Below are 21169 nucleotides of genomic sequence, written 5' to 3' on the forward strand. Positions count from 1 at the left end.
ACGTACCGTGTCGGCATGACGATGACGACGGTGTCGTACGCGTGGCGTGGGGAGTTCGGGAACGCCGAGGTCGAGGAACTGCACGCCGACGGGTTCGGGCATCCTCCGGCGGCCGACTTCGACTGGCGGGCGCAGCTGGAGCGGTTCAGCCTCGGATGGGTCTGCGCGCGGCGCGCGGCGGACGGCGCGCTGGTCGGCTTCGTGAACGTCGCCTGGGACGGGTCGGGGCACGCGTTCGTGCTGGACACCGTCGTGGCGACGGCCGAGCAGCGCCGCGGCGTGGGGCGTGACCTCGTGGCGTGCGCCGTGGAGAACGCGCGGGCGGCCGGGTGCGAGTGGCTGCACGTCGATTTCGAGGAGAAGTACCGGGAGTTCTACCTCGACGCGTGCGGCTTCCGGCCGACGGGGGCGGGCCTCGTGCGGCTGTGACGGGCGTTCAGGCCCCGGGCGTGAGGCGGGCCTTGACGGCGAAGCCGAGGGCGGCCTCGACGGACGGCGGCTCCTTCGGCGAGCAGGCGTCCAGCAGCGCCTTCACGGCGTCGGCGTCCACCGTGCGGGTCTCCGCGCGGTCGAGGAACGCGAGCACGGCGTCGGCCATGTCGTCGCCGCCTCCTGCCGCGTCCCACAGCTCCTCGGCGACCTCCTCGTCGTCGCCGACCCAGCCGGCCGAGAGCTCCAGCCCGTCGTCCGCGAGGTCGTCGGGGTAGGGGGCGCGGGCCCACCCTGCGCCGTCCGACCAGTAGACGTAGCCGAGTTCACGGGCGGTCTGCCGGGCGCGCAGCTCGTCCTGCGGGAGCCAGGAGGGGGCCGTGGCGAGGAGTTCGACGGGCTCGGCGCGCAGGTGGCCCTGGCTGCCGTCCGCGTCCTGGCCGCTGAACACGGCCCGGCCGCCGCCGTGCAGCGTGAGGGTCCACCAGTAGCTGCCGTCGGGATTGACGCAGCGCAGGCGGTCGCCTGTGGCCTCGTACGTGTCGCCGCCGATGCCCGCCGTGGCAAGGAGGCCCAGGGTGGCGGCCCGCGCCCAGAGGCGGCGTGGCCCGCTCAGGTCGCCGGGCAGGCCCGGCCGGTGCACCCGCTGTGCCATGGTGCTTCCCCGTTCGGTAGCGCGAGATACAACGGCCGAACCCTAGTACTTCGTTCCCAGGTCACCAACATCGGTCCTGAAAGCGGCTCCTGGGGCGCCGATTACCACCCCTTCGGGCGGAAGTGTCGGCGGATACCCGTCGCGGCGTTGCCCACGTACCCGCCCGGCCGACAGACTGACGCCAGGTGGCCGGGCGGGAGCGAGGGGTGGCGGTTCGATGACGGCCGAGGCGGGAGCGGCGTCGCTCGGCGGTGTGGTGAGCGAGCATCCGACGGACAGCGGCCGGTGCGCGCGGGTCGCGGCCGTGGCGCTGGCGGTCGGGGTGCTCGGTGTGGCGGCCGGAGTGCCCCTGCTGGTCTGGTGGTTCGGCGCCGACGACGTCTCGGGGCCCAACACGGTCGCGGGAGCGCCGCTGGGGATCGGGCTGCTGGCGCTCTGTTACGGGGTGCCGCGTGCCGTGCGGGCACGGCGGACGCGCGGCGAGGTGTTCGTGCTGCACGAGCGCGGCGTCGTATGGCGGCGGCCAGGGGGCGAGCGGGCCGTGCCGTGGGCGGAGATCACGTCGGTCGAGCAGTCGGGACGGCAGCAGGCCGCCGCGCGTGCCGTCGGGGCCGACGTGCACTGCCGGGTGCGCTTCCGGGACGGCGGCGGCCTGCTGGTGACCGGGTTCACGCGGGACGCCGCCGAGTTGGCGCGGCGGCTGGAGCGTGGGGCGACGGGCCGTCAGACCTGGTAGGCGTCCGCGATGAGTTCGTAGCTGCGCAGGCGCGCCTGCGGGCCGTGGGCCTGGGTGGTGAGCATCAGTTCGTCGGCGCCGGTGCGCTTGGCGAGGGCGTTCAGGCCCTCGCGGACGGCGTCGGGCGTGCCGTGCACGACGTTGGCCAGCCAGCCCTCGGCCATCTCCTCCTCCATGGGCGTGTACGGATGGCTCTCGGCCTCCTCGGGGGTGGGCACGAGACCGGCGCGCCCGGTGCGCAGCCTGACCATGGACAGCGCGCCGGTCCGCACCTGCCGCAGGGCCTCCGCCTCCGTGTCGGCGGCCAGGGCCGAGACGCCGATGAGGGCGTACGGCTCGTCGAGGAGGGCGGAGGGGCGGAACGTCTGCCGGTAGAGGTCGAGCGCGGGCAGCGTGTTGGCCGCCGAGAAGTGGTTGGCGAAGGCGAAGGGCAGGCCCAGCTGGGCGGCCAGTTCCGCGCTGAATCCCGAGGAGCCGAGCAGCCAGACGGGCGGGCGGTGCGGCGACTGCACGCCGCCGGGGACCGTGCCCTGCACGGGGCCCGGCACGGCGTGGACGCGCGCGTACGGATGGCCGTCCGGGTAGTCGTCGTCCAGGAAGCGCGAGAGTTCGGCGACCTGGCGCGGGAACTCGTCGGGGCCGTCCGTCCGCCCCCGGCGCAGCGCGGCGGCCGTGGCGCCGTCGGTGCCGGGCGCGCGGCCGAGGCCGACATCGACGCGTCCTGGCGCCAGGGCCTCCAGCGTGCCGAACTGTTCGGCGACGACGAGCGGCGAGTGGTTGGGCAGCATCACGCCGCCCGAGCCGAGGCGGATGCGTTCGGTGTGGGCGGTGAGGTGGCCGAGGATGACGGTCGGCGAGGAGCTGGCGACGCCGGGCATCGAGTGGTGCTCGGCGACCCAGAAGCGGTGGTAGCCGCGCCGCTCGGCGAGGCGGGCGAGCGCGGTGGTGGCGCGCAGCGCGTCGGTCGCGGTCATGCCGCTGCCGACGGTCGCGAGGTCGAGGACGGACAGGGGCACCGGCGCCGTGCCGAAGGGCGCCCCCCTGATCTCGTCCGCCGGTGCCGTGGCCGCGCCGGGGATGGCCCAGGCGGCTGCTCCGGTCTCGCCGTACTCGTCGGTCGCGTCGGTGTCGTCGGCTCCTGCGGGCACGCTGGTACGCCTCCTGGTCGGTGCGGGTCTCCCTCGCACAACCAGGGCGGGCGCGCGAACATTCCGTGCGGCGCGCCCCGCCGTCAGGGCAGGTAGCGCTCGACGGCCGCCGGGCCCTCGCGTTCCAGCGTGCGCCTGGCCTCCTCGATCAGTTCCGGCGTGGGCTCGCGACCGCTGAGCCGCACCAGGTCCTCGGGATCGACGGGCTGGTCGCCACCGCTGTGCAGCAGGGCGTCCGGGGTCGGCGGCTCCTGCGGAGCCTCGTTCCAGTCGGGCGTCTCGGGCGTGCCGGGCGTCTCGGACATATCGCCACCTCCCTGGTGCCAGCGTATGCCCGGCCGGGCCGCCCCGCACACGGTCCGGCCCGCCGGTGGCATGCTTGGCCGCGTGGAGGGACCCGGGATCACCATCGCCCTCGCCCCGGAGCTGCGGCAGTTCGCGGCCCCGGCCCGCCGTGGGGGACGCGTACCCGTCGTGACGGACGGCGCGGCCACGCTCGGGCACGTCGTGGAGTCCTTCGGCGTGCCGCTGACGGAGGTCGGCCGCCTGCTCGTGAACGGCCGCGAGGTGCCGGTCTCGTACGTGGCGCGGGCCGGGGACGCCGTGGACGTGCTGCCGGTGGCGTTCCCCCAGCGCGTCCCGGGCGCACCGCTGCGCTTCCTCCTCGACGTGCACCTCGGCACGCTCGCCCGCAGACTCCGCCTGCTGGGCGTGGACACCGCCTGGACGACGCCCGACCCGGGTGACGCCGCCCTGGCCGCCTGGTCGGCGGCCGAGCGCCGCGTCCTCCTGTCCCGGGACCTGGGCCTGCTACGGCGGCGCGAGCTGTGGGCGGGCGCCCACGTGGGCTCCACGCACCCCGACGAGCAGGTCCGCGAGGTGCTCGACCGTTTCGCCCCGCCGCTCGCCCCCTGGACGCGGTGCACCGCGTGCAACGGCGAGCTGCGCGAGGCGGACAAGGACGCGGTGAGCGACCGGCTCGAAGGCGGCACCAGCCGCTCCTACGACGTCTTCGCCGAGTGCCCCGACTGCGGGCGCGTCTACTGGCGCGGCGCGCACCACGCGCGCCTGGAGCGCGTCGTGGACGAGGCGCTGCGGTACGTCAGCGGTGGCTCCCCTCGTCCTGCGGACCCGGGGGTATGAGGGCGACGAGGGCGTACCGCTCGTCGGAGACCCGTCTCCCCCACAGCTCCGGATCGTCGTCCAGCCGCTCGACCGTGACGTCCACCTCCCCGGCCGCACCCGCGCGGTCGAGGACGGCGGCCCTGACGGCTTCCGCCAGCTCGGCCGCCCCGACGCCACCCTGCCAGGGCAGCGGACCCGCCTCGCCCCCGTAGGGACGGCCCGCGCCCGACGGCTGCTCCCAGCGGCCCTCGACCAGGATCAGACGCCCGCCTGGCCGCAGGCGCGCGACCCAGGACCGCAGCGCGGCGTGCGGGTCGGGGAGGGTCCACAGCAGGTGCCGGGCAAGCACGGCGTCGAAGCGGCGCTGCCCGGTGGGCGGATCGGCCGCGTCGCCGGTCAGGAAGACGGCCGACCGCGCGCCCGTCCGAGCGGCCTTCGCCTCGGCCGCCGCGACCATGGCCGGAGCGAGATCGACGCCGGTCACGCGGTGTCCGGCTCCAGCCAGCAGCACCGAGAGGGTGCCCGTGCCGCATCCGGCGTCCAGCACGTCGCACGCCGCCGCTGGCAGCCAGCCGGTCAGCCGCCGCGACCACGCCCGCCGCACCTCCGGGTCGAGCAGGCCATGGTCCGGCTCCTCGTCGAAAGTGGCCGCCGTGCGGTCCCAGTGGGCTGCCACGACACTCGTTCGCCTGTCCATGCCCGCATGGTGCCATCCGCCACTGACAGTGGACGTCGGGTGACGGTCAGGGGTGTTCCATGACGATCACGGCGGTCGTGCCGGGGGCGAGGGCACGGAAGAGGTGCGGGCTGTCGCCCGGGTAGGCGAGGTAGTCGCCGGGGGCCAGCTCGACCGGGTCGTCCGCCGGACCAGCCTCGGCGCGGCCGGTGGCGAGGACGAGGTGCTCGGCCGTTCCCGGCCGGTGCGGGGCGGAGAGATGGGTGTCGCCGGGCTCCGCCGTGATCCGGTAGAGGTCGCGGCGGACGTGCGCAGGCCCCGCGGCGAGGAGCGTCGCGGCGTACTCCGCGTCCTCGGCGTGGTGCGGGGCGCCCTCCCCCGCGCGGACGAGGCGGACGGCCGCCCGCGGCGGGTCCACGAGGTGGCTGAACGGGACGTCGAGGGCCACCGCCAGGGCCCAGAGCGTCTCCACGCTCGGGTTGCCGCCGCCCGATTCGAGCTGCGAGAGCGTCGATTTCGCGAGGTGGGCGCGGCGGGCCAGCTCGGTGAGGGTGAGACCGGCGCGTGCACGCTCCCGGCGGATCGAGGCGGCGATCGTCGCGTTGAGATCCACGGACGTCACTCCTTCGGGTGTTCGCTGGAGAAGTCCATTCGTTCGCCTTGACGAACACGATGACGAGGATGTTCACTGTAACGGACGGTAGTTCGACACAGCGAACAAGGGGGCGGTCATGTCGGAGCAGACGACGGCGGGGGCGGAGGCGGACGCGCTGCACGCCGGGATCCTCGGACACAGCGCGGAAGGGGCGGCCCACTGCTTCCTCACCTTCTGCCGGGAGGGGTTCGCCACCGTCGGACCGCACGACCACCCGGACGTCACGCTGGACCTCGTGCCCCTGGCCCGCTCGATGCCCGCCTGGGACGCGGGGGACCACCTCGCGATCCGCGCCACGCTCGCGGAGAGCGCGGCCCGCCTCGCCCGCGCGGGCGCCGACTTCTTCGTCTGCCCGGACAACACGGCGCATCTCGCCCTCGGCGCGGCGGGCCCCGACCTGCCGCTGCCGGGGCTCCACCTGCCCGACGTGGTGGCCGAGCGGGCGGCGGCCGAGGGGCGGCGGCGGATCGGCGTGCTCGGCACCCGCTTCACGATGGACGGCCCCCTCTACCCCGAGGCGTTCGCGCGGTGGGGCATGGCGGCCGAGACACCGGACGCGGACGACCGGGAGACGATCGACCGGATCATCTTCACCGAGCTGCTGAACGGGCGGTTCACCCCCGCGGCGCGTCAGGCGTACGCACGGGTCGTGGACCGGCTGGCGGCGCGCGGCTGCGACGCCGTCGCCCTCGTCTGCACGGAGATACCCCTCCTCGTCGGGCCGGGGGACGTCTGCCTGCCGGTCCTGGACTCGACGCGGCTCGCCGCGCAGGCGGCGTTCGAGGTCGCGACCGGCCGCAGGCCGCTGCCGCGCTGGCGCGGGGGGCCGCTGCCCGGCGACGGCTGACGCGGGGAGGACCGGCCGGCGCGGGCAGGCGGGACGGGAGGCGGAGGGAGGGCGGGAAGGGCGGGGCGGGGATCAGGGAACGACGGCGAACGGGGAGCAAGGGAGGGCCGGTGTCGCACGAGGACGCGCCAGGGGCGCGGCGGGCCGGCCTCGGACGACACCGGCCGTGGTCAGCCGCTGTTCCCGCCGAACGCCGCCCGGCCCACCACGCCGAGGAACGCCGACCAGGAGCCGGGCGCGAACCCGAGCCGGGGACCGCCGGGAACCTTGGAGTCACGGACGGCCAGGAGATCGCCCGCCGGGGACATCATCTCCACACAGGCGCCATTGCCCGCCGAATACGAGGACCGTGTCCACGTGCGTGTGATGCCGTGCTCGATTGCCATGTCTGCTCCGGAAGGTGCCGGTCGGTAGTAACGCCCGTGACCGTATCCGGCGCTCTCGGCAATCGACCGACTTCATCACCCGACCGGATGGTTCCTCCCGGAACTCCGCCACCCGGCGCAGGCACGAGCGTGTATATTCCCTCCCCGCTCCCCGCCGCACCCGGCTCGTCAACTCCCGTAATCTGCGGCCAACTTGGCGATGAACGTCCGCGAGTGGTCCGGGCTCAGTGCCTGGGCGCGCAGATGCTCGTACATCACGCTGTAGTGCTGCACGTCGTGCGGCTTCTCCAAATAGAGGTCGCTCGTGCCGCCCTCCAGATAAATGACGGTCGAATCGCTCGCCTCCGGAAACTCCATTACCGAGTACTGCCCGTTCACGCCGGGGTGCGCTCCCGCGGAGAAGGGCATGACCTGGAGCGTCACATTCGGCAGCTGGGCGCATTCCACCAGCCGGTGGAGCTGCTCGACCATGGTCTCCGGCCCGCCCACGGCACGGCGCAGCACGGCCTCGTCCACCACGGCCCACAGCCGCAGCGGGTTCCGGTCGTCCCAGAGCCGCTGCTGACGCCGCATCCTGACCTGGACCCTGCTGGTCACCTCGTCGGGCCCGACCTCGGGCAGCGCGCCGGAGATCACGGCCTCCGCGTACTCCTTGGTCTGCAACAGCCCGGGGACGACCTGCGGTTCGTAGACGCGCAGCGACGAGGCATCGGTCTCCAGACCGATGTAGACGCTGTAGGTGGTGGAGAGTTCCGCGAAGGCGTGCCACCAGCCCTGCTGCCGGGACTCCCTGGCCATCTGCATGAGGGAGTCGATCAGCCGCGGGTCGTCCACCTCGTAGACGCCGCAGAGGTCCCGGACGTCACGCGGGCTGATGCTGCGGCGCCCGTTCTCCAGTCTGCTGATCTTGGACTGGGAGACCAGGAGCCGGTCCGCGACCTGCTCCGCGGTCATCGCCCGTTCCTCACGGAGACGCCGTAACTCCTGGCCGAGCCTGCGCCGCCTGACTGTGGGATTGACATTGCCCGCCACGGACTTGCACCTCCGTCGGTCAGCGATCACGTACCTGTCGCTCCCCAGCAGGGTGCCATCCGACGCGGCGCAGCCGCAGGCGATTGGCGACAGGACGATGATCGGACCGGTGCGGACGCGCCCCACGGCAAGCGTGGGGTGTGGCTACGGCCGTCGTCCGGGGCCGTCGCCACACCCCACGCTCACGGTGCGGCTCCCGGTGGTCCGGATTCGCACGTGTTTGTGTGGTGGCGCGTGGGCGCTCCGGCGCATGCGCCGGTGCGCCGTCTAGTGCGACATCGAAGGACGTGCCGTGGCGCGTGTCACCCCTCTCCGCCTCATCTGCTCGGGCGACGGCGGCTGTCCGACCACAGCCATGGCCGCGGGCGCCGGAGTGCGCCCTGCCTTCCGTGGCGCGCCGCTGGGCTGCGGGCGCCGGGCGGCGGCGGCCTGGCCCGCCACACCGTTCTGGACGTCCATGACGGCGTGCGCCACCAGTCCGCCCATCGGATCGTGCCGGATCAGATCCCGGAGCCGGGAGCGGGACGACCGCCCCTCGTTCCCGGGATACAGGTGCTTGCCGAGGCCGACCGCGTGTGCCAGTGCCGCGAGCGCCGCGGTCCGCGCGTCCGGCGGTGTGCCGGTGCGGATCGCGGTGTCGAGACGGGCCCGGATCTGTCGGCTGACGGCGTTGTCCGTCGCCTGGTACCGGGTCGTCGGCAGCACCCCGCACATCTGGTTCTCCACCGCGTGCACCATGCCGCAGCGTTCCAGATGAGTGAGGTAAGTTTGGCGAAGTCCCAGTCTGGGCCCGCCGATCCAGTGGACGGCCCGCACCGGGCTGCCGCGCCTGCGCAGCAGTTCCAGAGCGGAGTCCAGGGTGGGATCTCCGGTCGGCCGTGCCAGTATCACGGCTATTCGGTCCCCATCAGGGGCTATCCGACCCGCCAGGGCCAGCTCGACGAGCTGTGCCCCGGCAAGGCCGAGGTCGAGCGACTGAGGCTGCGCTGTGGTGCCCGTTGTCGGGTCCAGAGCGAGCAACAGCAGCTCTTCCGGAATGGTTCTACGACTCCTGCCCATCCATGCCTCCCCGCGTGGATGAAAGACAGGGTGACGCCTCTCACATTGTTCTGTCGAGAGCGCGTGGCCGCTATGGACGGGAACCCGTAGATATGTCGTTGTCGTCCTCCAGGGCAGGCGGGAGAAACCCGTCGGCACGGACGTGGCGTACCCAGGTGCACAGGACCCGGCAGACTGGTAGGGGCCGACGGGCACTTCGAACAGCGCGGCGAGAACGACTTGCAGGGAGGCACGGGTGTCGGGCAGGTCCCCGGACATTTCGGAGCGGCAGCGGGAGTCATCGGAGAAGACGTCCGGGGAGGCCCTTGAGGTTCCCCAGGACGCGAAGGTTCCCGGGGACGACGACGTGACGCAGGACGACGAGGGGCGCGCGGTGCGCGCGGGGGAGGACACGGCGGAGAACCGTACGAGCGGGGAGAGCCGGGAACCGGCGGTGCGGGCCGACGCGGCAGACGCGCCGGACCAGGACGAGCCCGGGGAGCCGGAGACCGAGGCCGAGGAGGCCGAGGAGGCCGAGGAGGCCGAGGAGGCCGAGGAGGCCGAGGAGGCCGAGGCGACCCCGGAGGCCGCCGCTGAGCCCGTGGCGGCGGCGGTGCTGGACCGGGACGGCGACGAGGACGAGGGCGCCGACGAGGACACGGCGAAGGCGGTCGATCAGCCCACGGCGGTGATCGCGCTGCCCGCCGACGAGGCCGACGACGACGGGGCGACGCCCAGGACCGGCGCGGCGGCGGGAAGCGGCGCCGGGGTGACCGTGACGCTGACGATCCCGCCCGCCCGCACGGCTCCCCCGCGCGACCCACGCGTCCCGGTGGCCGACGAGGCGCCGCAGGACGCGGAGACGGCCTCAGCGCCCGGGGACGACGACGAGGGGGAACGCGACGCCGCGACCGGCGGGCGTGCGGCCGAGGAGCCCGAGGCACGCGAGGAGCCTGAGCCCCCCGCGAAGCGCGCGGAGGGCACGGCCGAGGACAGCGCCGAGGAGCGCCCGGGGGACGGCGCGGGCGACGACACCGAGGGCGACGCACGTCCCGTCGATCAGCCGACGGCGATGCTCGCCCTGCCCCCGGAGCGGTCGGACCGCGTGACGACGTCCCTCCGGGTCCCCGACACGGAACCGGCGCCGCCCGCGGCCGACCGGAGGACCACGTCGCTGCGGCTGCCGCCCTCGGCGACCGCGGAACCGGCCGCGCCGCCCACCGAGGCACCCGCAGCACCCGAGACGGCACCCGACAGCCGGACCACGCCCGCGCCCCCCGGCGCGTTCGTGCCGCTGAAGTCCCCCGACGCCGCCCCGGCCGAGCCGGGCAAGGACCCGAAGGACCCCAAGGACCCGCTGGAGCTGCTCGCCGCGCTGACCAACCGGCCCGCGCCCCCGCCCACCCCGCTGCGCACGGTCGCGCGGCGTCTGAAGATCTGGACGCCGTTCGTCCTGCTGCTGGTCGTCGTGTTCGTGGTGGCCCAGGCCCTGCGCCCGCTGCCCGAGCCCACGCTGCGACTGACGGCGGCGGACACGTACACGTTCGACGGCGGCGCGCCGACCGTGCCGTGGCCCGCGTCGGGGCAGGCCAGGCTGGACGTCGCCGGGATCGGCTCGTTCGGCTCCTCGGGCGAGGAGGAGCCGGTGCCCATAGCCTCGGTGGCCAAGGTGATGACGGCCTACATCATCCTGCGCGACCACCCCGTCACGGACGAGGCCAGGCAGGGCGCGTCCATCCCGATCGACGAGCAGGCCGAGGAGGACAGCGGGCTCAGCGCGCAGAACGAGTCCACCGTCGATGTCAGGGCGGGCGACGAGATCAGCCAGTACGAGGCGGTCCAGTCGCTGCTGATCGCGTCGGCGAACAACGTGGCGCGCCTGGTGGCCCGCTGGGACGCCGGTTCGCAGGAGGCGTTCGTCGAGAAGATGAACGAGACCGCCCGCGAGCTGGGCATGGAGAACACCACGTACACCGACCCGAGCGGCCTGGAGGACACCACGGTCAGCACGGCGGCCGACCAGGTGCTCCTCGGGCAGGCGGCGATGGAGGACAGCGTCTTCCGCGAGATCGCCCGCCAGCCGTCCTACACCGACATGTACGGCGACCTGCACTACAACTGGAACGGCCTCGTGCCGCTCAACAACGTCGTCGGCATCAAGACGGGCACGACGACCGCGGCGGGCGGCAACCTGCTCTTCGCCGTGGAGCAGCCGATGGGTGAGGACGACTACCGGCTCATCGTGGGCGCCGTCCTGGCCCAGCCACCGGCCGAGTCCGACAACTCGATACTCACCGGAGCGCTCAACGCCAGCGACACCCTGATCCGTTTCGCGCAGGAACAGTTGCGAACCGAAACGATCCTGTCGGCGGGCGATGTCGTCGGCCATGTGGACGACGGTCTCGGGGGCAGGACACCGGTCGCCGTCACCGAGGACGTCACCGCCGTCGGCTGGGACGGGACGACCGTGGACCTCTCGCTCACCGGCTTGGAGGACGGCGTGCCGGGCAGCGCGGAGGCGGGCACCCGGGTCGGGACGCTGACGGTGGCGGGCACGGAGGTGCCGGTCGCCCTGACGGAGGGCCTGGCCGAGCCCGCGTTCGGTGAGCGGCTGACCCGCGTGTCCTGACCGGCCACGCGCGCCTCCGGCGCCGCGGGGGGACGGCCTCGTCACCCCGCGGCGCCAGGGACTGCCGCACCCCCGCACGGCACGCTACAGTCGGTTCCTCCCCGGCCGGGATCTGTGACGCAGCAGGTCGCGGCGGTGGGCGACGTGGACACAACGGCAGCTGGGTGTGCGACAACTGTGGCTCGGTCACCGCAGGACGAAGCGGCGTGGCAGGACCTCGATCCCGCCACACGCGAACGGCTCGACTTCCTCGACCCCGCGGACTTCACCGTGGGGCCCACGGCGGAGGGCGCGGAGCAGTGGGCGCGCTTCACGGCGACGCTCGACAGGGCGGAGAACTACCGCCCGCCGCACTGACGGCCCCGCGTTCGCGCCGGGCGGCTCAGGCCACGGCGTCGGCCGCGTCCCGCTCCTCGCCCACCGCCGCGAAGCTCGGCGCGGGAAGTGCGGCGATCACCTCGCGCACCAGGGGGAGCACCGGCGATTCCGGGCGGTCGGCCCGCCACCAGACGGCGACGTGCCGCCTGATGTGGCGCTCCGCGACCGGCAGCAGCTCGACGCCCTCGCGGTCGGCCGTGGTCACGGCGAGCGCGTTGGTGAGCCCGACGCCGAGGCCGCCCCGCACCAGCGCGGCCAGCGTCTGCGGCTGCGTCGTCTCGAAGGCGATCGCGGGCCGCACCCCTGCGTCGGCGAACGCGAGGCTCGTCTCGAACTGCCGGGGCGCGCCCTCGACCCCCGCCTCGCCGATCGTGACGAGGGGGAACTCGGCGAGCCTGGCGAGGGGTACCGGCCCGCGACCGGCCAGCGGATGCCCGCGCGGTACGACGGCGACGAGCGGTTCGCTCCACAACCGCCGGTGCGCCAGCCGGTCGTCGCGCACCAGCGGCAGCACCGGCCGCAGGGCCAGGTCGATCTCCCCGGCGGACAGCGCGCCCTCCAGCGACAGCGCCGGTCCTTCCGTGAGCGTGACGCGTACGGTCGGCGCCCGGCGGCGCAGCGCGCGGACGAGCGCGGGGTAGGCGAACGCGGCGGCGCTCGGGTACATCCCGATCCGCACCTCACCGTGCAGCGCCCCGTCCGCGCCCCCGGCGACCTCGGCGAACACGTCGAGGCGCGCGAGGATCTCCTCGGCGTGCGGCAACAGTGCCCGGCCCTCGGGGGTGAGGGCGACCGGCTGCGCCGAGCGGTCGAAGAGGCGCGTGCCGAGGACGTGTTCGAGCTCGCCGACATGGCTGCTGATGCGGGGCTGCGAGCGGTGCAGGGCCTTGGCGGCGGCGGAGAAGCCGCCGTGGCGTGCGACCGCGACGAAGCTGGTGATCCAGTCGAGCCGGTAACTGTGGGCGCTGGAGAGATCCACCGCGGACTCCTCGGCTTGCGGAGCGGTCCGTGTACCGCACACCCGAAAAGGTGAACTGCGCGATCATATCGTCGCATTCCGCAAGGCGAAACGGATTTCCGCCCGGGCCGCCCTCGGACGGCCCGACGGCCCGGCGGCCCGGCGGCCCGGCGCCCGTGATCAGCCGCAGCCGTCGAGGAGTTCGGCCAGCGTGTCCCGCTCGGCGGCCGTGACGGTCAGGGCGTACGTGTCCTTCACCGCCGTCCACGCCGAGGCGTACACGCAGTGGAACGCCTCGGCGGGCGGCAGCCACTCCTCGGGGCCCTGGTCGCCCTTGGAGCGGTTGCTCGACGCGCTGACGGCCAGGAGCTGCGGGCCGTCGAGGTCGTTGGCGAACGCCTCGCGCTCGTCGTCGGTCCACGCGTCGGCGCCGGAGCGCCAGGCGTTCGCGAGCGGCACGACGTGGTCGATGTCGAGGTCGCCCGCCTCCGTGAACGTCTCGCCGTCGTAGGCGCTGGTCCAGGTGCCCGCCGTGGGGCGGCAGTCGTCGTCGGCCGTGACGTCGTCCCCGTCCCGCGCGAGGACGAGCTGGCGGACCGTGCAGCCGTCCCGCGTGGCCCAGTGGGGGAAGCGGTCGCGGGAGTAGCCGCTCATCGAGCCCGCGTCGGCGACGGTGAGTCCGGCGAGGAGGTCGCGGGCCGCCGCGGGGTCGGGGAGACCGGGGAGCGCCGTGTCCCCGCCGCCGGACGCCGAGGCGGACGCGGACGGGGGCGCCGGGTCCGTGCCGGGGAGGTCGGGCGCCTGCTCGCAGGCGGCCAGCAGGGACGCGGCGAGCAGAGCGGGTACGGCGGTCGCGAGGGCCCGGCGGACGCGGGCGGGATCAATCGTCACCTGACGCACGGTAATACGACCTGGTGAAACCGTAACCTTCTGGACGCCCGCCTGATTAGCAGACCGAATTCCCGCACGGTGCGGGGCAGTCGAAAGGGCGCGGACATGCACACCACCACCGGCGGCAGGCGGAACCTGTGGGTACGGCTGCCCCTCCTGGCCCTCGCCACGGCGGGCGCCGCCCTCGGCACGGGCACCGCGGCGGCCGACGAGCACTACGCGGGCGACACCCGCATCGGCCCGCGCTTCGCCCTCATCGGCACCGGCCAGATCGACGACCCGCTGGAGGACGTCCTCGAACACGCCACCCTCTTCGGGGAGACGGTCATGACCGAGTCGGAGGCCGCGGAACCGGCGCCCTGACGCGGCGGGCCACCGGGCCGGACGCCCGGTCAGGAAGCCCGGTCAGGACGCGGAGACGAAGTCCCGCACCAGCTTGACGAACTCGTCCGGCTGCTCGAAGAACGCGGCGTGCCCCGCGTCGATCTCGGCGTACTGGGCCCCCGCGATGGCGGCGTGCAGCGCGCGGCTGTGCTCCACGGGGACGGTCGCGTCCTGCGCGCAGCCGATGACGAGGGTGCGCGCGCGGACGCGGGGCAGCAGTGCGCGGATGTCCATGCGCCGGTCGAGATCGACGTGCCGCAGCGTCCCGGGCGTGGGCGGCATGGCGTGCACGAGCCGTTCGACCTCCTCGTGCCCGAGCGCGCCGAGGAAACCCCGGCTGAAGCCCGTCATGGTGACACACCGTCCGAACGCCTCCGCGTCGAGACCGCCGAGACATCGCCAGAGCGCGAACTCGTTGCTCAGGTACGCGTCCCCGTCCGTGTGGGCCCATCCGGCGACCGTGATCAGGCTGGCCACCAGGTCGGGGCGCAGCGCGGCCAGCGCGGTGGCGACGGGCGCGCCGAGCGAGTAGCCGAGCACGGCGGCCGGTCCGGCCGCCGCGTGCTCGATGACCGCCGCCACCTGCGCGGCCAGCCCCTCGACGGTGAGCGGCGCCCCGTCGTCCTCGGTCCGGCCGGTGCCGGAGAGGTCGGGCGCGAGGACGGTCCTGCGGTCGGCGAGCGCGGGGGCGACCCCGCCCCAGGTGCCCGCCGCGCCGAGCGGGCCCGTGCCGTGGACGAGGACGAGAGCCGGGCCCGCGCCGGTGACGGTGTAGTGGACCCGGGCGTTCCCCGCGGTGACGATCGGCATGAACATGTCTCCTTCCGCTGTCGGCACAGTCCGTCGCTGCGCGGTCTCCGTGACGTCAGGATGAGGGCGCCGGGCGGTGCGCCGCTGCCACCGGCGGCGCGGCGGGGGTTGGCGACAGGACGGTGGCGCGGGTGCGGACGCGGCGGGACGTACGGCGGGCGCCGCCGGGCGTACGGCGGGCCGCGCGGCCGGGTGCGGCGGCGTGGGGCCGGCGGGCGGGCGGGCCGCGCGCGGCGCACGCCTGGCCGCGCGGCGGGCGGCTGGGGCCCGGGGGGCGGGCCTGACGCCGTTGACCTGCGGTGGCGGCCGGTGCGCGCGGTGGCGCGGCCCGCCCGTCCTGGCGGCGTGCCCGCCGCGCGGCCGGGTGTGTGGGCGCCACCCGGGCTGGGCAGGTCTGTCGGCGGACCGGCACGCGCCCGCGGGAGACGGCCGGACGCGGGGCGGGCCCGTCGGCGCCCCGGGTGGGGGCGGCGCGTGGGGACGGTGAAGGCGCGGCGCGTCTCGAACACCTGGTGGGCGGGGGGTGGGAGCGGCCGGGCGCTTGACCCCGTCGCCCGTTCCGGTCCGGCGCCACCGCGGGGCCGTCACCCGCCGCACCGCCCCGCCCGGGGACGGGGACGTGCGCCGCGGCTACTCGACGACCAGCGTCACCGGCACGTTCCCCCGCGTCGCCCGCGAGTACGGGCAGACCTGGTGCGCCTCGCGCAGCAGCCGCTCGCCCTGCTCGCCCGACAGGTGGTCCGGCAGCTCCGCACGCAGCGTGACGGCCAGGGCGAAGCCCACGTCGTCCTTGCCGATCTGCACCTCGGCGGTGATGGACACGTCACCCGTGTCGATCTTCTCGCGCCGCCCGACGTTCGCGAGCGCGCTGGCGAAACAGGCCGCGTAGCCCGCCGCGAAGAGCTGTTCCGGGTTGGTGCCCTTGCCGTCGCCGCCGAGCGCGGGCGGCAGCGCGAGGCCGAGGTCCAGCTGCCCGTCCGACGAGACGGCCCTGCCCTCCCGTCCGTTCGCGGTGGCGACAGCGGTGTAGAGCGCGTCCATGATTCTCACCCTTCGTCGGTTCCGTCCCCCCGTTCTCGCAACGTGCGCGGACCCGTCACCATTCCGGCTCTCCAGCGGACGCCCCTGACGGCCGATCGACCAGGGCATGCCGCCCGCACACTTCCACGCGTACCACTGGCAGGGCGAGCGCCGCGTCCTCGACCAGGAGGCCGACCGGCGCCCCGCCACCGCCGCCGGTCTGCCGCCCTCCCCCGGCTTCCTCGCCAACCGGTGCACGCCCCTGCGCGTCTGCGACTGGCTGCTGCGCCCCGGCAGCGCCGTCACGCGTACGTGCGACGGGCCCGAGGCGGCGGCCGACTGGTTCGGGCGGGAGGCGGCACGCGCCGCGCCCGCGTTCGCCACGGCGCACGAGCGGGACCGCGTACCGGCCCGCGCGCGGTCCGCCGCACGGACGCTCGCCTGGGGCGGCGACGTGCACGCGGGCTGGTACCTGCGTGGCACCGGGTTCCTGACGCTCGACGTCATCGGCTGCTCGCCCAACCGCACCGACCCGCGCCTGCCGTGCCCCCTGCACCACTGACACCGTCCGTCACCCCCGCTGTTCGCCCTCCGCGCTGCTGACCACGCCGCGCTGCACCGGGACGGGGACGGGGTTGCGCCGTGTGCCGCCGACGCGCGGCAGCCGCCGGATGGCGGGCACCGCCAGCAGCGTCGCGGGCCCCACCACCGACGCGACGGCTCCGGCCAGCAGTACCTCGTTCGTACCGAACACCCCTGCGGCGGGTCCGGCCAAGGCTTGGCCCACCGGCATCATCACGATGGATCCCGCGACCTCGTACGCATGGATGCGGTTCAGCACGGCCCCCGGCACCTGAGTCTGCACGGACGTTGCCCACATGACGCCCCAGAACGCCATGCCGGCCCCGGCTATGACGAAGCCCACCATGACGACCGGCACCGGCATGCCCGCACCGACCGTCAGCGGTTGCAGGCAGTACCCGAACAGCACCACGGCCCCCACGCGCAGCGGGTAGCGCGGGCGGAAGCGCATGGCCAGCAGCCCGCCGAGGGCCATGCCCGCGCCGAGCGCGGAGTTCACCAGGCCGTACGCGCTCTCGCCGTGCTCGCCGATCATGAGCGTCGCCACCAGCGGGACGGCCGGGCCCCAGGCCATCAGCATCAGCAGCATCCAGATGAGGATGACGCCCCACATCCACGTCCGTGCGCGGAACTCCTGCCAGCCCTCGGCCAGGTCGGCGCGGAACGTGCCGCCGCCGCGTTCGCCGCCGTGCCGCTGGGCCGGGAGCCGCAGCAGCAGGAGACAGACGGCGCTGACCAGGTACGTACCGGCGTGCACGGCGAAGACCCCGCCGGGCGAGGTGATGCCGACGAGGGTGCCCGCCACGGCAGGGCCGAAGATGGCCATGGCCGACTCGGCGGTGCGCACCGCGCCGTTCGCGCCCTGCACGTCGTCGGCGATGCGGGGCACGGTGCTGGCCACCCCCGGCTGGAACATGGCGGCGCTGACGCCGTTCACGGCGCCGAAGGCGCACAGCTGCCACAGCTCCGCCTGCCCCGCGTAGAACAGCCACGCCGTCACGGCCTGGGTGACGACGCGCACGAGGTCGGCGCCGATCATCAGCCGCCGCGTGTCGAACCGGTCCGCGATCACCCCGCCGAAGATGACGAACGCCGCGAAGCAGCCGGTGAACGACGCCAGCGCCCCGCCCACGGCCCCGGCCCCGCCGCCCTGCGCGATCAGCCCCGCCGCCAGCGCGACGGGCAGCATCATGTCGCCGAGCTTGGCGACCGTGCGCGCCGTGAAGAAGAGGGCGAAGTTGCGCGACCACAGCCCTGGCGAGGACGTCATGGCCCCACTATCGCCCGGCTCGTGCAGGAGTGCGATGCGGGTACGGGTGTCCGGCGGGCGCGCACGGGGGCGCGTCAGGGGTGCGGACGCGGATGGGGGTGCGGCTCCAGCGGAGGCGCGGACACGGCGCAGTGCGAACGGCACTGCGGCGCGGGCGGACGTCCGCCCCCTCCCCCCGCCTGCGTCAGTTCCCCCGGCACGGTGAACCACGACACCAGCGCGCCCAGCACCATCAGGCCCGCGCAGATCAGCACGGCGCGCCCGAACGCGGCGTCCACCGCGCCCGCGTCGCGGTACTGGTCCGTGGACAGGCCGATGACCAGCGGGAGGGCCGCGACGGCGAAGAGCTGGGCCACGCGTGCGGCGGCGTTGTTGACCCCGCTGGCCACACCGGCGCGCCGGTCCTCCAGGGAGGCGAGCACCGTGGCGGTCAGCGGTGCGACGAAGAGGCTCATGCCCAGGCCCTGCACCACGACGCCCGGGAGGATCGCGGTCCAGTACGAGCCGCCTGGGTGGACGCGGTGCAGCAGGAGCAGTCCAGCGGCGGCGATCAGGGGACCGACCGTCATGGGCAGCCTGGGGCCGATGCGTTGCGCCAGGGCACCGGCGGGGCCGGAGAGCGCGGTCAGCAGCAGTGTCGTCGGCAGGGTGGCGACGCCTGCGGACAGCGCGGAGTAGCCCAGGCCGTTCTGGAGCTGGGTGGGGAGCAGGAAGAAGACCCCACCGATCGCCGCGTAGAGGCAGAGGGTGACCAGGTTGGCCGCGGTGAAGAGGCGGGAGCGGAAGACGTCGAGGGGCAGCATGGGCCGCGGGGCGCGCCGTTCACGCCAGACGAACAGGGCGCCGAGGACGACGCCCACCACGGCCACCCACAGCGTCCGCTGGATCAGCGCGTAGGTGACGCCCCCCAGGGACAGCGCCGCCAGCGCGGCGCCCGTCACGTCGAAGCGTCCTGACGCCTCCCAGTCCCGGCTCTCGGGGACCCCGCGCGTCAGCACGAGCACGACGACGGCGAAGGGCACGTTGATGAAGAAGATCCAGCGCCAGCCGGGCCCGTCCACCAGCCAGCCGCCGAGGAACGGACCGCAGGCCGTCGCGACACCCCCGAGGCCCGACCACAGTCCGACGGCCTTGGCGCGCTCGCCGGGGCGGAACGTCGCCTGGATCAGTGCCAGCGACCCCGGGGTTAGCAGCGCGCCGCCCACACCCTGGAGGGCACGCGCGGCGATCAGCGCGTCGCCGCTCGGGGCGATCCCGCACAGCACCGACGCCAGGGTGAACCAGACCACGCCGATGACGAACACCCGGCGCCGCCCGTAGCGGTCCCCCAGGCCGCCGCCCAGCAGGATCAGGCCCGCAAGGGTGAGCATGTACGCGTTGAGCGTCCACTGGAGGTCGGACAGCGGCACGTCCAGGTCGGCGCCGATCCTGGGCAGCGCGACGGTGACGATCGTGCCGTCCAGCATGGCCATCCCCGAGCCGAAGACCGCGGCCCCCAGCACCCGCCGACCGGCCGGGTCCCGGACGCCCACGCCCTGCCCCTGCTCGCGCTGCCGCTCCCGCCGTGCCATGCGGCCATCATGCGTCGCCGTCGGCCGCGCGTCGCGTGGACGTGCGGGTGGGCGTGGCCGGTGTCAGCATGGAGGGGTGAGTGCGAAGCGGAAGGGCGAGGACGACGGCGAGGCGCTGTCCGCGTACCGCGGCAGGCGGGACTTCGGGCGGACGGGTGAGCCGCGCGGCGGCGCGGCGGACGGCGGCGGGCCCGTCTTCGTCGTGCAGATCCACGACGCCAGCCGCATGCACTTCGACTTCCGCCTGGAGGCGGACGGCGTGCTGAAGTCGTGGGCCGTCCCCAAGGGCCCGTCCACCGACCCGCACGACAAGCGCCTCGCCATGCCGACGGAGGACCACCCGCTGGACTACCGGAACTTCGAGGGCACCATCGCGGAGGGCCAGTACGGCGCGGGCACCGTGATCATCTGGGACGAGGGCACGTGGCACCAGGAGCGCGGCTCGTCCGTCGCCGAGGCGCTGCGCAAGGGCCACCTGTCGTTCGAGCTGGACGGGCACAAGCTGCACGGTGGCTACGCGCTGACGCGGTTCCGGCAGGGCAAGGGCGAGGCGTGGCTGCTGGTGAAGCGCGACGACAGCCACGCGTCCGGCCACGGCACCCCCGACCCGGTCCGTGCCCGCTCCGCGCGCACCGGCCGCACCCTGCGCCAGGTCGCCTCAGAGGAGTGACCGCGACGGGTCCGCCTCCGGCAGGACGTGCCGTCCCCCGCGCGCGTACACCTGGCAGTACTCGACCATGACCTCGAACCGCACCGCCGCGACAACCTCGCCGCCGCTCCCCCGCGCGGCGTCGAACGCGTAGGCGGTGCGCAGCGTCTCCTCGTACGGCTCGTCGCTCTCCACCGTCGCGAAGCCCGGCACGGCGCCCCAGGTGCCCTCGACTATCCGCGTCATGCGCAGTTCCAACACGCCGGGTCGCGGGCAGCCCCAGCGGAAACGGGTGACGCTCAGCAGGCCCGACACGGACGCGTACTCCGTCCAGCCGTCGCCTCCCGGCAGGAACACCAGGTCACTGCTCTCCATCGCGCCGTAGTCGAAGGGCCCGCTCGTCCAATGGCCCGTCAGGGCGCTGTCCCGCTGCATGCCCCCATCATCCGTGGCGGCCCGCCCTTCACCCGATGCGGTGAACCGGCGGACGGCGGCGCCTGTTCCGGCCGCGCGTGGGGAGGCTTGCGCCGTGGTGATCGAGCTGCTGTCCCAGGCGTTCCAGGCGGAGCCGGTCATGCGCTGGATCTTCCCCGACGAACGGCACCGCAGGACCCTGCTGCCCGCCCTGTTCGACGTGCTGTTCGCCGAACATCTCGCGGCCCACGGCGAGACGCTCGTCGCGGACGACGACGGTTTCCCCGACGGCGTCCTGCTCTACGTCCCCCCTGGCCCGCCCCGCCAGGCCGCCGACCACGCGGCGCGCCTCGCCGCGCGTCTCGAAGCCGCCGTCGGACCGCACGCCGACCGCGCGGTCACCCTGCTCGACACCCTCACCGGACGCCACCCGGGCGCCCCGGCGCACTACCACGTGGCGTACTGCGCCGTACGGCCCGGCCGCCAGGGGCGTGGCATAGGCGGGGCCCTGCTGCGGGGGCTGCTGGAGCGGGCGGACCTGGACGGCGTCGGCACGTACGCCGAGTGCAGCACGTCCCGCCTCCTCGACCTAGGCGTCCGGCACGGCTTCGCGCCGCTGCCGATGATCCCGCTGCCCGACGGCCCGGTCGTGCGGCCCGCCTGGCGTGAACCCGTGGGGCCCTGACACGAGACATGTCACCGCCCCGGTGACGGGTCGATCGTCACCGGGGCGGGTTCACAGTGGTGTGCGGAGACTCAGTGACGCCCGTGCGCCGAACTCGACGCGCCGCCGAACAGCCGGGCCACGGCCCGGAAGGGCAGCGTGACGACAGTGGCGATGGCGCCACCGATCTGGCGGAACACATCAGCGATGGCCCTCAGCATG

Annotated in this window: 26 protein-coding genes; 10 read left to right on the top strand and 16 right to left on the bottom strand. The window is 74.5% G+C overall.

The features are described from left to right. Nucleotides 1-15: 15 nt before the first annotated feature. A complete protein-coding gene (locus tag IF27_RS12835) occupies nucleotides 16-429 on the top strand; it encodes a GNAT family N-acetyltransferase (RefSeq protein ID WP_052849645.1) in 414 nt (137 codons plus the stop codon). Between the two features lie 7 nt (nucleotides 430-436). On the opposite strand, the gene IF27_RS12840 is transcribed toward IF27_RS12835, so the two are convergent. Further along, complete coding sequence (locus IF27_RS12840) at nucleotides 437-1084, bottom strand: hypothetical protein (RefSeq protein WP_052849646.1); 648 nt, start codon at nucleotides 1082-1084, stop codon at nucleotides 437-439. Between the two features lie 217 nt (nucleotides 1085-1301). On the opposite strand from IF27_RS12840, the gene IF27_RS12845 reads away from it, so the two are divergent. Then, complete coding sequence (locus IF27_RS12845; RefSeq protein ID WP_052849647.1) at nucleotides 1302-1820, top strand: PH domain-containing protein; 519 nt, start codon at nucleotides 1302-1304, stop codon at nucleotides 1818-1820. Here the strand turns inward: IF27_RS12845 and IF27_RS12850 are convergent. Then, entirely contained in the window at nucleotides 1808-2899 is a 1092-nt protein-coding gene (locus tag IF27_RS12850) for an LLM class flavin-dependent oxidoreductase (protein WP_052849821.1), read from the bottom strand. The two genes, IF27_RS12845 and IF27_RS12850, sit on opposite strands and share 13 nt — an antisense overlap. Before the next feature lie 152 nt (nucleotides 2900-3051). After that, entirely contained in the window at nucleotides 3052-3273 is a 222-nt protein-coding gene (locus tag IF27_RS12855; RefSeq protein WP_052849648.1) for a hypothetical protein, read from the bottom strand. An 82-nt stretch (nucleotides 3274-3355) separates the two neighbouring features. On the opposite strand from IF27_RS12855, the gene IF27_RS12860 reads away from it, so the two are divergent. Further along, a complete protein-coding gene (locus tag IF27_RS12860) occupies nucleotides 3356-4111 on the top strand; it encodes a Mut7-C RNAse domain-containing protein (protein ID WP_052849822.1) in 756 nt (251 codons plus the stop codon). Here the strand turns inward: IF27_RS12860 and IF27_RS12865 are convergent. Further along, nucleotides 4071-4790 carry a class I SAM-dependent methyltransferase gene (locus IF27_RS12865; protein ID WP_052849649.1) on the bottom strand — a complete coding sequence of 240 codons (720 nt, stop codon included), beginning with the start codon at nucleotides 4788-4790 and terminating at the stop codon, nucleotides 4071-4073. The two genes, IF27_RS12860 and IF27_RS12865, sit on opposite strands and share 41 nt — an antisense overlap. A 46-nt stretch (nucleotides 4791-4836) precedes the next feature. Continuing rightward, entirely contained in the window at nucleotides 4837-5382 is a 546-nt protein-coding gene (locus tag IF27_RS12870) for a helix-turn-helix domain-containing protein (protein WP_223291036.1), read from the bottom strand. Nucleotides 5383-5500: 118 nt separating this feature from the next. On the opposite strand from IF27_RS12870, the gene IF27_RS12875 reads away from it, so the two are divergent. Beyond that, on the top strand, nucleotides 5501-6271 hold the full coding sequence (locus IF27_RS12875) for an aspartate/glutamate racemase family protein (protein ID WP_052849651.1): 771 nt from the start codon (nucleotides 5501-5503) through the stop codon (nucleotides 6269-6271). Nucleotides 6272-6441: 170 nt separating this feature from the next. On the opposite strand, the gene IF27_RS12880 is transcribed toward IF27_RS12875, so the two are convergent. The 3 genes from IF27_RS12880 to IF27_RS30205 form a co-directional block, all read right to left on the bottom strand. Further along, on the bottom strand, nucleotides 6442-6657 hold the full coding sequence (locus tag IF27_RS12880) for a DUF397 domain-containing protein (RefSeq protein WP_052849652.1): 216 nt from the start codon (nucleotides 6655-6657) through the stop codon (nucleotides 6442-6444). Nucleotides 6658-6825: 168 nt separating this feature from the next. Next, a complete protein-coding gene (locus IF27_RS12885; RefSeq protein WP_052849823.1) occupies nucleotides 6826-7689 on the bottom strand; it encodes a helix-turn-helix domain-containing protein in 864 nt (287 codons plus the stop codon). Between the two features lie 267 nt (nucleotides 7690-7956). Further along, nucleotides 7957-8748 carry a GOLPH3/VPS74 family protein gene (locus tag IF27_RS30205; RefSeq protein WP_223291037.1) on the bottom strand — a complete coding sequence of 264 codons (792 nt, stop codon included), beginning with the start codon at nucleotides 8746-8748 and terminating at the stop codon, nucleotides 7957-7959. A gap of 346 nt (nucleotides 8749-9094) precedes the next feature. Between IF27_RS30205 and IF27_RS12895 the strand changes: the two genes are divergently transcribed. Beyond that, entirely contained in the window at nucleotides 9095-11356 is a 2262-nt protein-coding gene (locus IF27_RS12895) for a D-alanyl-D-alanine carboxypeptidase family protein (protein WP_052849653.1), read from the top strand. Nucleotides 11357-11533: 177 nt separating this feature from the next. Then, nucleotides 11534-11713: a hypothetical protein gene (locus tag IF27_RS12900; protein WP_052849654.1), complete on the top strand. Its 180-nt coding sequence runs from the start codon at nucleotides 11534-11536 to the stop codon at nucleotides 11711-11713. Nucleotides 11714-11738: 25 nt separating this feature from the next. Here the strand turns inward: IF27_RS12900 and IF27_RS12905 are convergent, their stop codons facing one another. Together IF27_RS12905 and IF27_RS12910 are read right to left on the bottom strand one after the other, a co-directional pair. Next, a complete protein-coding gene (locus tag IF27_RS12905) occupies nucleotides 11739-12713 on the bottom strand; it encodes a LysR family transcriptional regulator (protein ID WP_052849655.1) in 975 nt (324 codons plus the stop codon). A 159-nt stretch (nucleotides 12714-12872) separates the two neighbouring features. Further along, the gene (locus tag IF27_RS12910) at nucleotides 12873-13583 is read right to left on the bottom strand and encodes an HNH endonuclease family protein (RefSeq protein ID WP_223291038.1); all 711 of its coding nucleotides are present in this window, start codon (nucleotides 13581-13583) and stop codon (nucleotides 12873-12875) included. 105 nt (nucleotides 13584-13688) lie between these two features. Between IF27_RS12910 and IF27_RS12915 the strand changes: the two genes are divergently transcribed. Continuing rightward, the gene (locus IF27_RS12915; protein WP_052849656.1) at nucleotides 13689-13946 is read left to right on the top strand and encodes a hypothetical protein; all 258 of its coding nucleotides are present in this window, start codon (nucleotides 13689-13691) and stop codon (nucleotides 13944-13946) included. A gap of 42 nt (nucleotides 13947-13988) precedes the next feature. Here IF27_RS12915 and IF27_RS12920 read toward each other — a convergent pair whose 3' ends face one another. Continuing rightward, nucleotides 13989-14777, bottom strand: coding sequence for an alpha/beta fold hydrolase (locus IF27_RS12920; RefSeq protein WP_052849826.1), 789 nt, complete (start codon nucleotides 14775-14777; stop codon nucleotides 13989-13991). Between the two features lie 630 nt (nucleotides 14778-15407). Further along, the gene (locus IF27_RS12925; RefSeq protein ID WP_052849657.1) at nucleotides 15408-15818 is read right to left on the bottom strand and encodes an organic hydroperoxide resistance protein; all 411 of its coding nucleotides are present in this window, start codon (nucleotides 15816-15818) and stop codon (nucleotides 15408-15410) included. A gap of 106 nt (nucleotides 15819-15924) precedes the next feature. Here IF27_RS12925 and IF27_RS12930 point away from each other — a divergent pair, with 106 nt between their 5' ends. Then, on the top strand, nucleotides 15925-16359 hold the full coding sequence (locus IF27_RS12930) for a hypothetical protein (RefSeq protein ID WP_052849658.1): 435 nt from the start codon (nucleotides 15925-15927) through the stop codon (nucleotides 16357-16359). A gap of 9 nt (nucleotides 16360-16368) precedes the next feature. On the opposite strand, the gene IF27_RS12935 is transcribed toward IF27_RS12930, so the two are convergent. Both IF27_RS12935 and IF27_RS12940 read right to left on the bottom strand, forming a co-directional pair. Next, nucleotides 16369-17649, bottom strand: coding sequence for an MFS transporter (locus IF27_RS12935; RefSeq protein ID WP_110945826.1), 1281 nt, complete (start codon nucleotides 17647-17649; stop codon nucleotides 16369-16371). Between the two features lie 74 nt (nucleotides 17650-17723). After that, a complete protein-coding gene (locus IF27_RS12940; protein WP_052849659.1) occupies nucleotides 17724-19220 on the bottom strand; it encodes an MFS transporter in 1497 nt (498 codons plus the stop codon). A 76-nt stretch (nucleotides 19221-19296) separates the two neighbouring features. Here IF27_RS12940 and IF27_RS12945 point away from each other — a divergent pair, with 76 nt between their 5' ends. Continuing rightward, the gene (locus IF27_RS12945) at nucleotides 19297-19890 is read left to right on the top strand and encodes a DNA polymerase ligase N-terminal domain-containing protein (RefSeq protein ID WP_052849660.1); all 594 of its coding nucleotides are present in this window, start codon (nucleotides 19297-19299) and stop codon (nucleotides 19888-19890) included. Here the strand turns inward: IF27_RS12945 and IF27_RS12950 are convergent. Further along, nucleotides 19879-20304 (bottom strand): hypothetical protein, encoded by a 426-nt coding sequence (locus IF27_RS12950; RefSeq protein WP_052849661.1) that lies wholly within the window; start codon nucleotides 20302-20304, stop codon nucleotides 19879-19881. The genes IF27_RS12945 and IF27_RS12950 overlap by 12 nt on opposite strands. A gap of 94 nt (nucleotides 20305-20398) precedes the next feature. Between IF27_RS12950 and IF27_RS12955 the strand changes: the two genes are divergently transcribed. Beyond that, nucleotides 20399-20968: a GNAT family N-acetyltransferase gene (locus IF27_RS12955; RefSeq protein WP_052849662.1), complete on the top strand. Its 570-nt coding sequence runs from the start codon at nucleotides 20399-20401 to the stop codon at nucleotides 20966-20968. Nucleotides 20969-21039: 71 nt separating this feature from the next. Here IF27_RS12955 and IF27_RS31810 read toward each other — a convergent pair whose 3' ends face one another. After that, nucleotides 21040-21168, bottom strand: coding sequence for an LPFR motif small protein (locus IF27_RS31810; RefSeq protein WP_263053838.1), 129 nt, complete (start codon nucleotides 21166-21168; stop codon nucleotides 21040-21042). Nucleotide 21169 lies beyond the last annotated feature (1 nt).

Origin of the sequence: Streptomyces avicenniae, from assembly GCF_000719135.1 — a bacterium.
Classification (GTDB): domain Bacteria; phylum Actinomycetota; class Actinomycetes; order Streptomycetales; family Streptomycetaceae; genus Streptomyces; species Streptomyces avicenniae.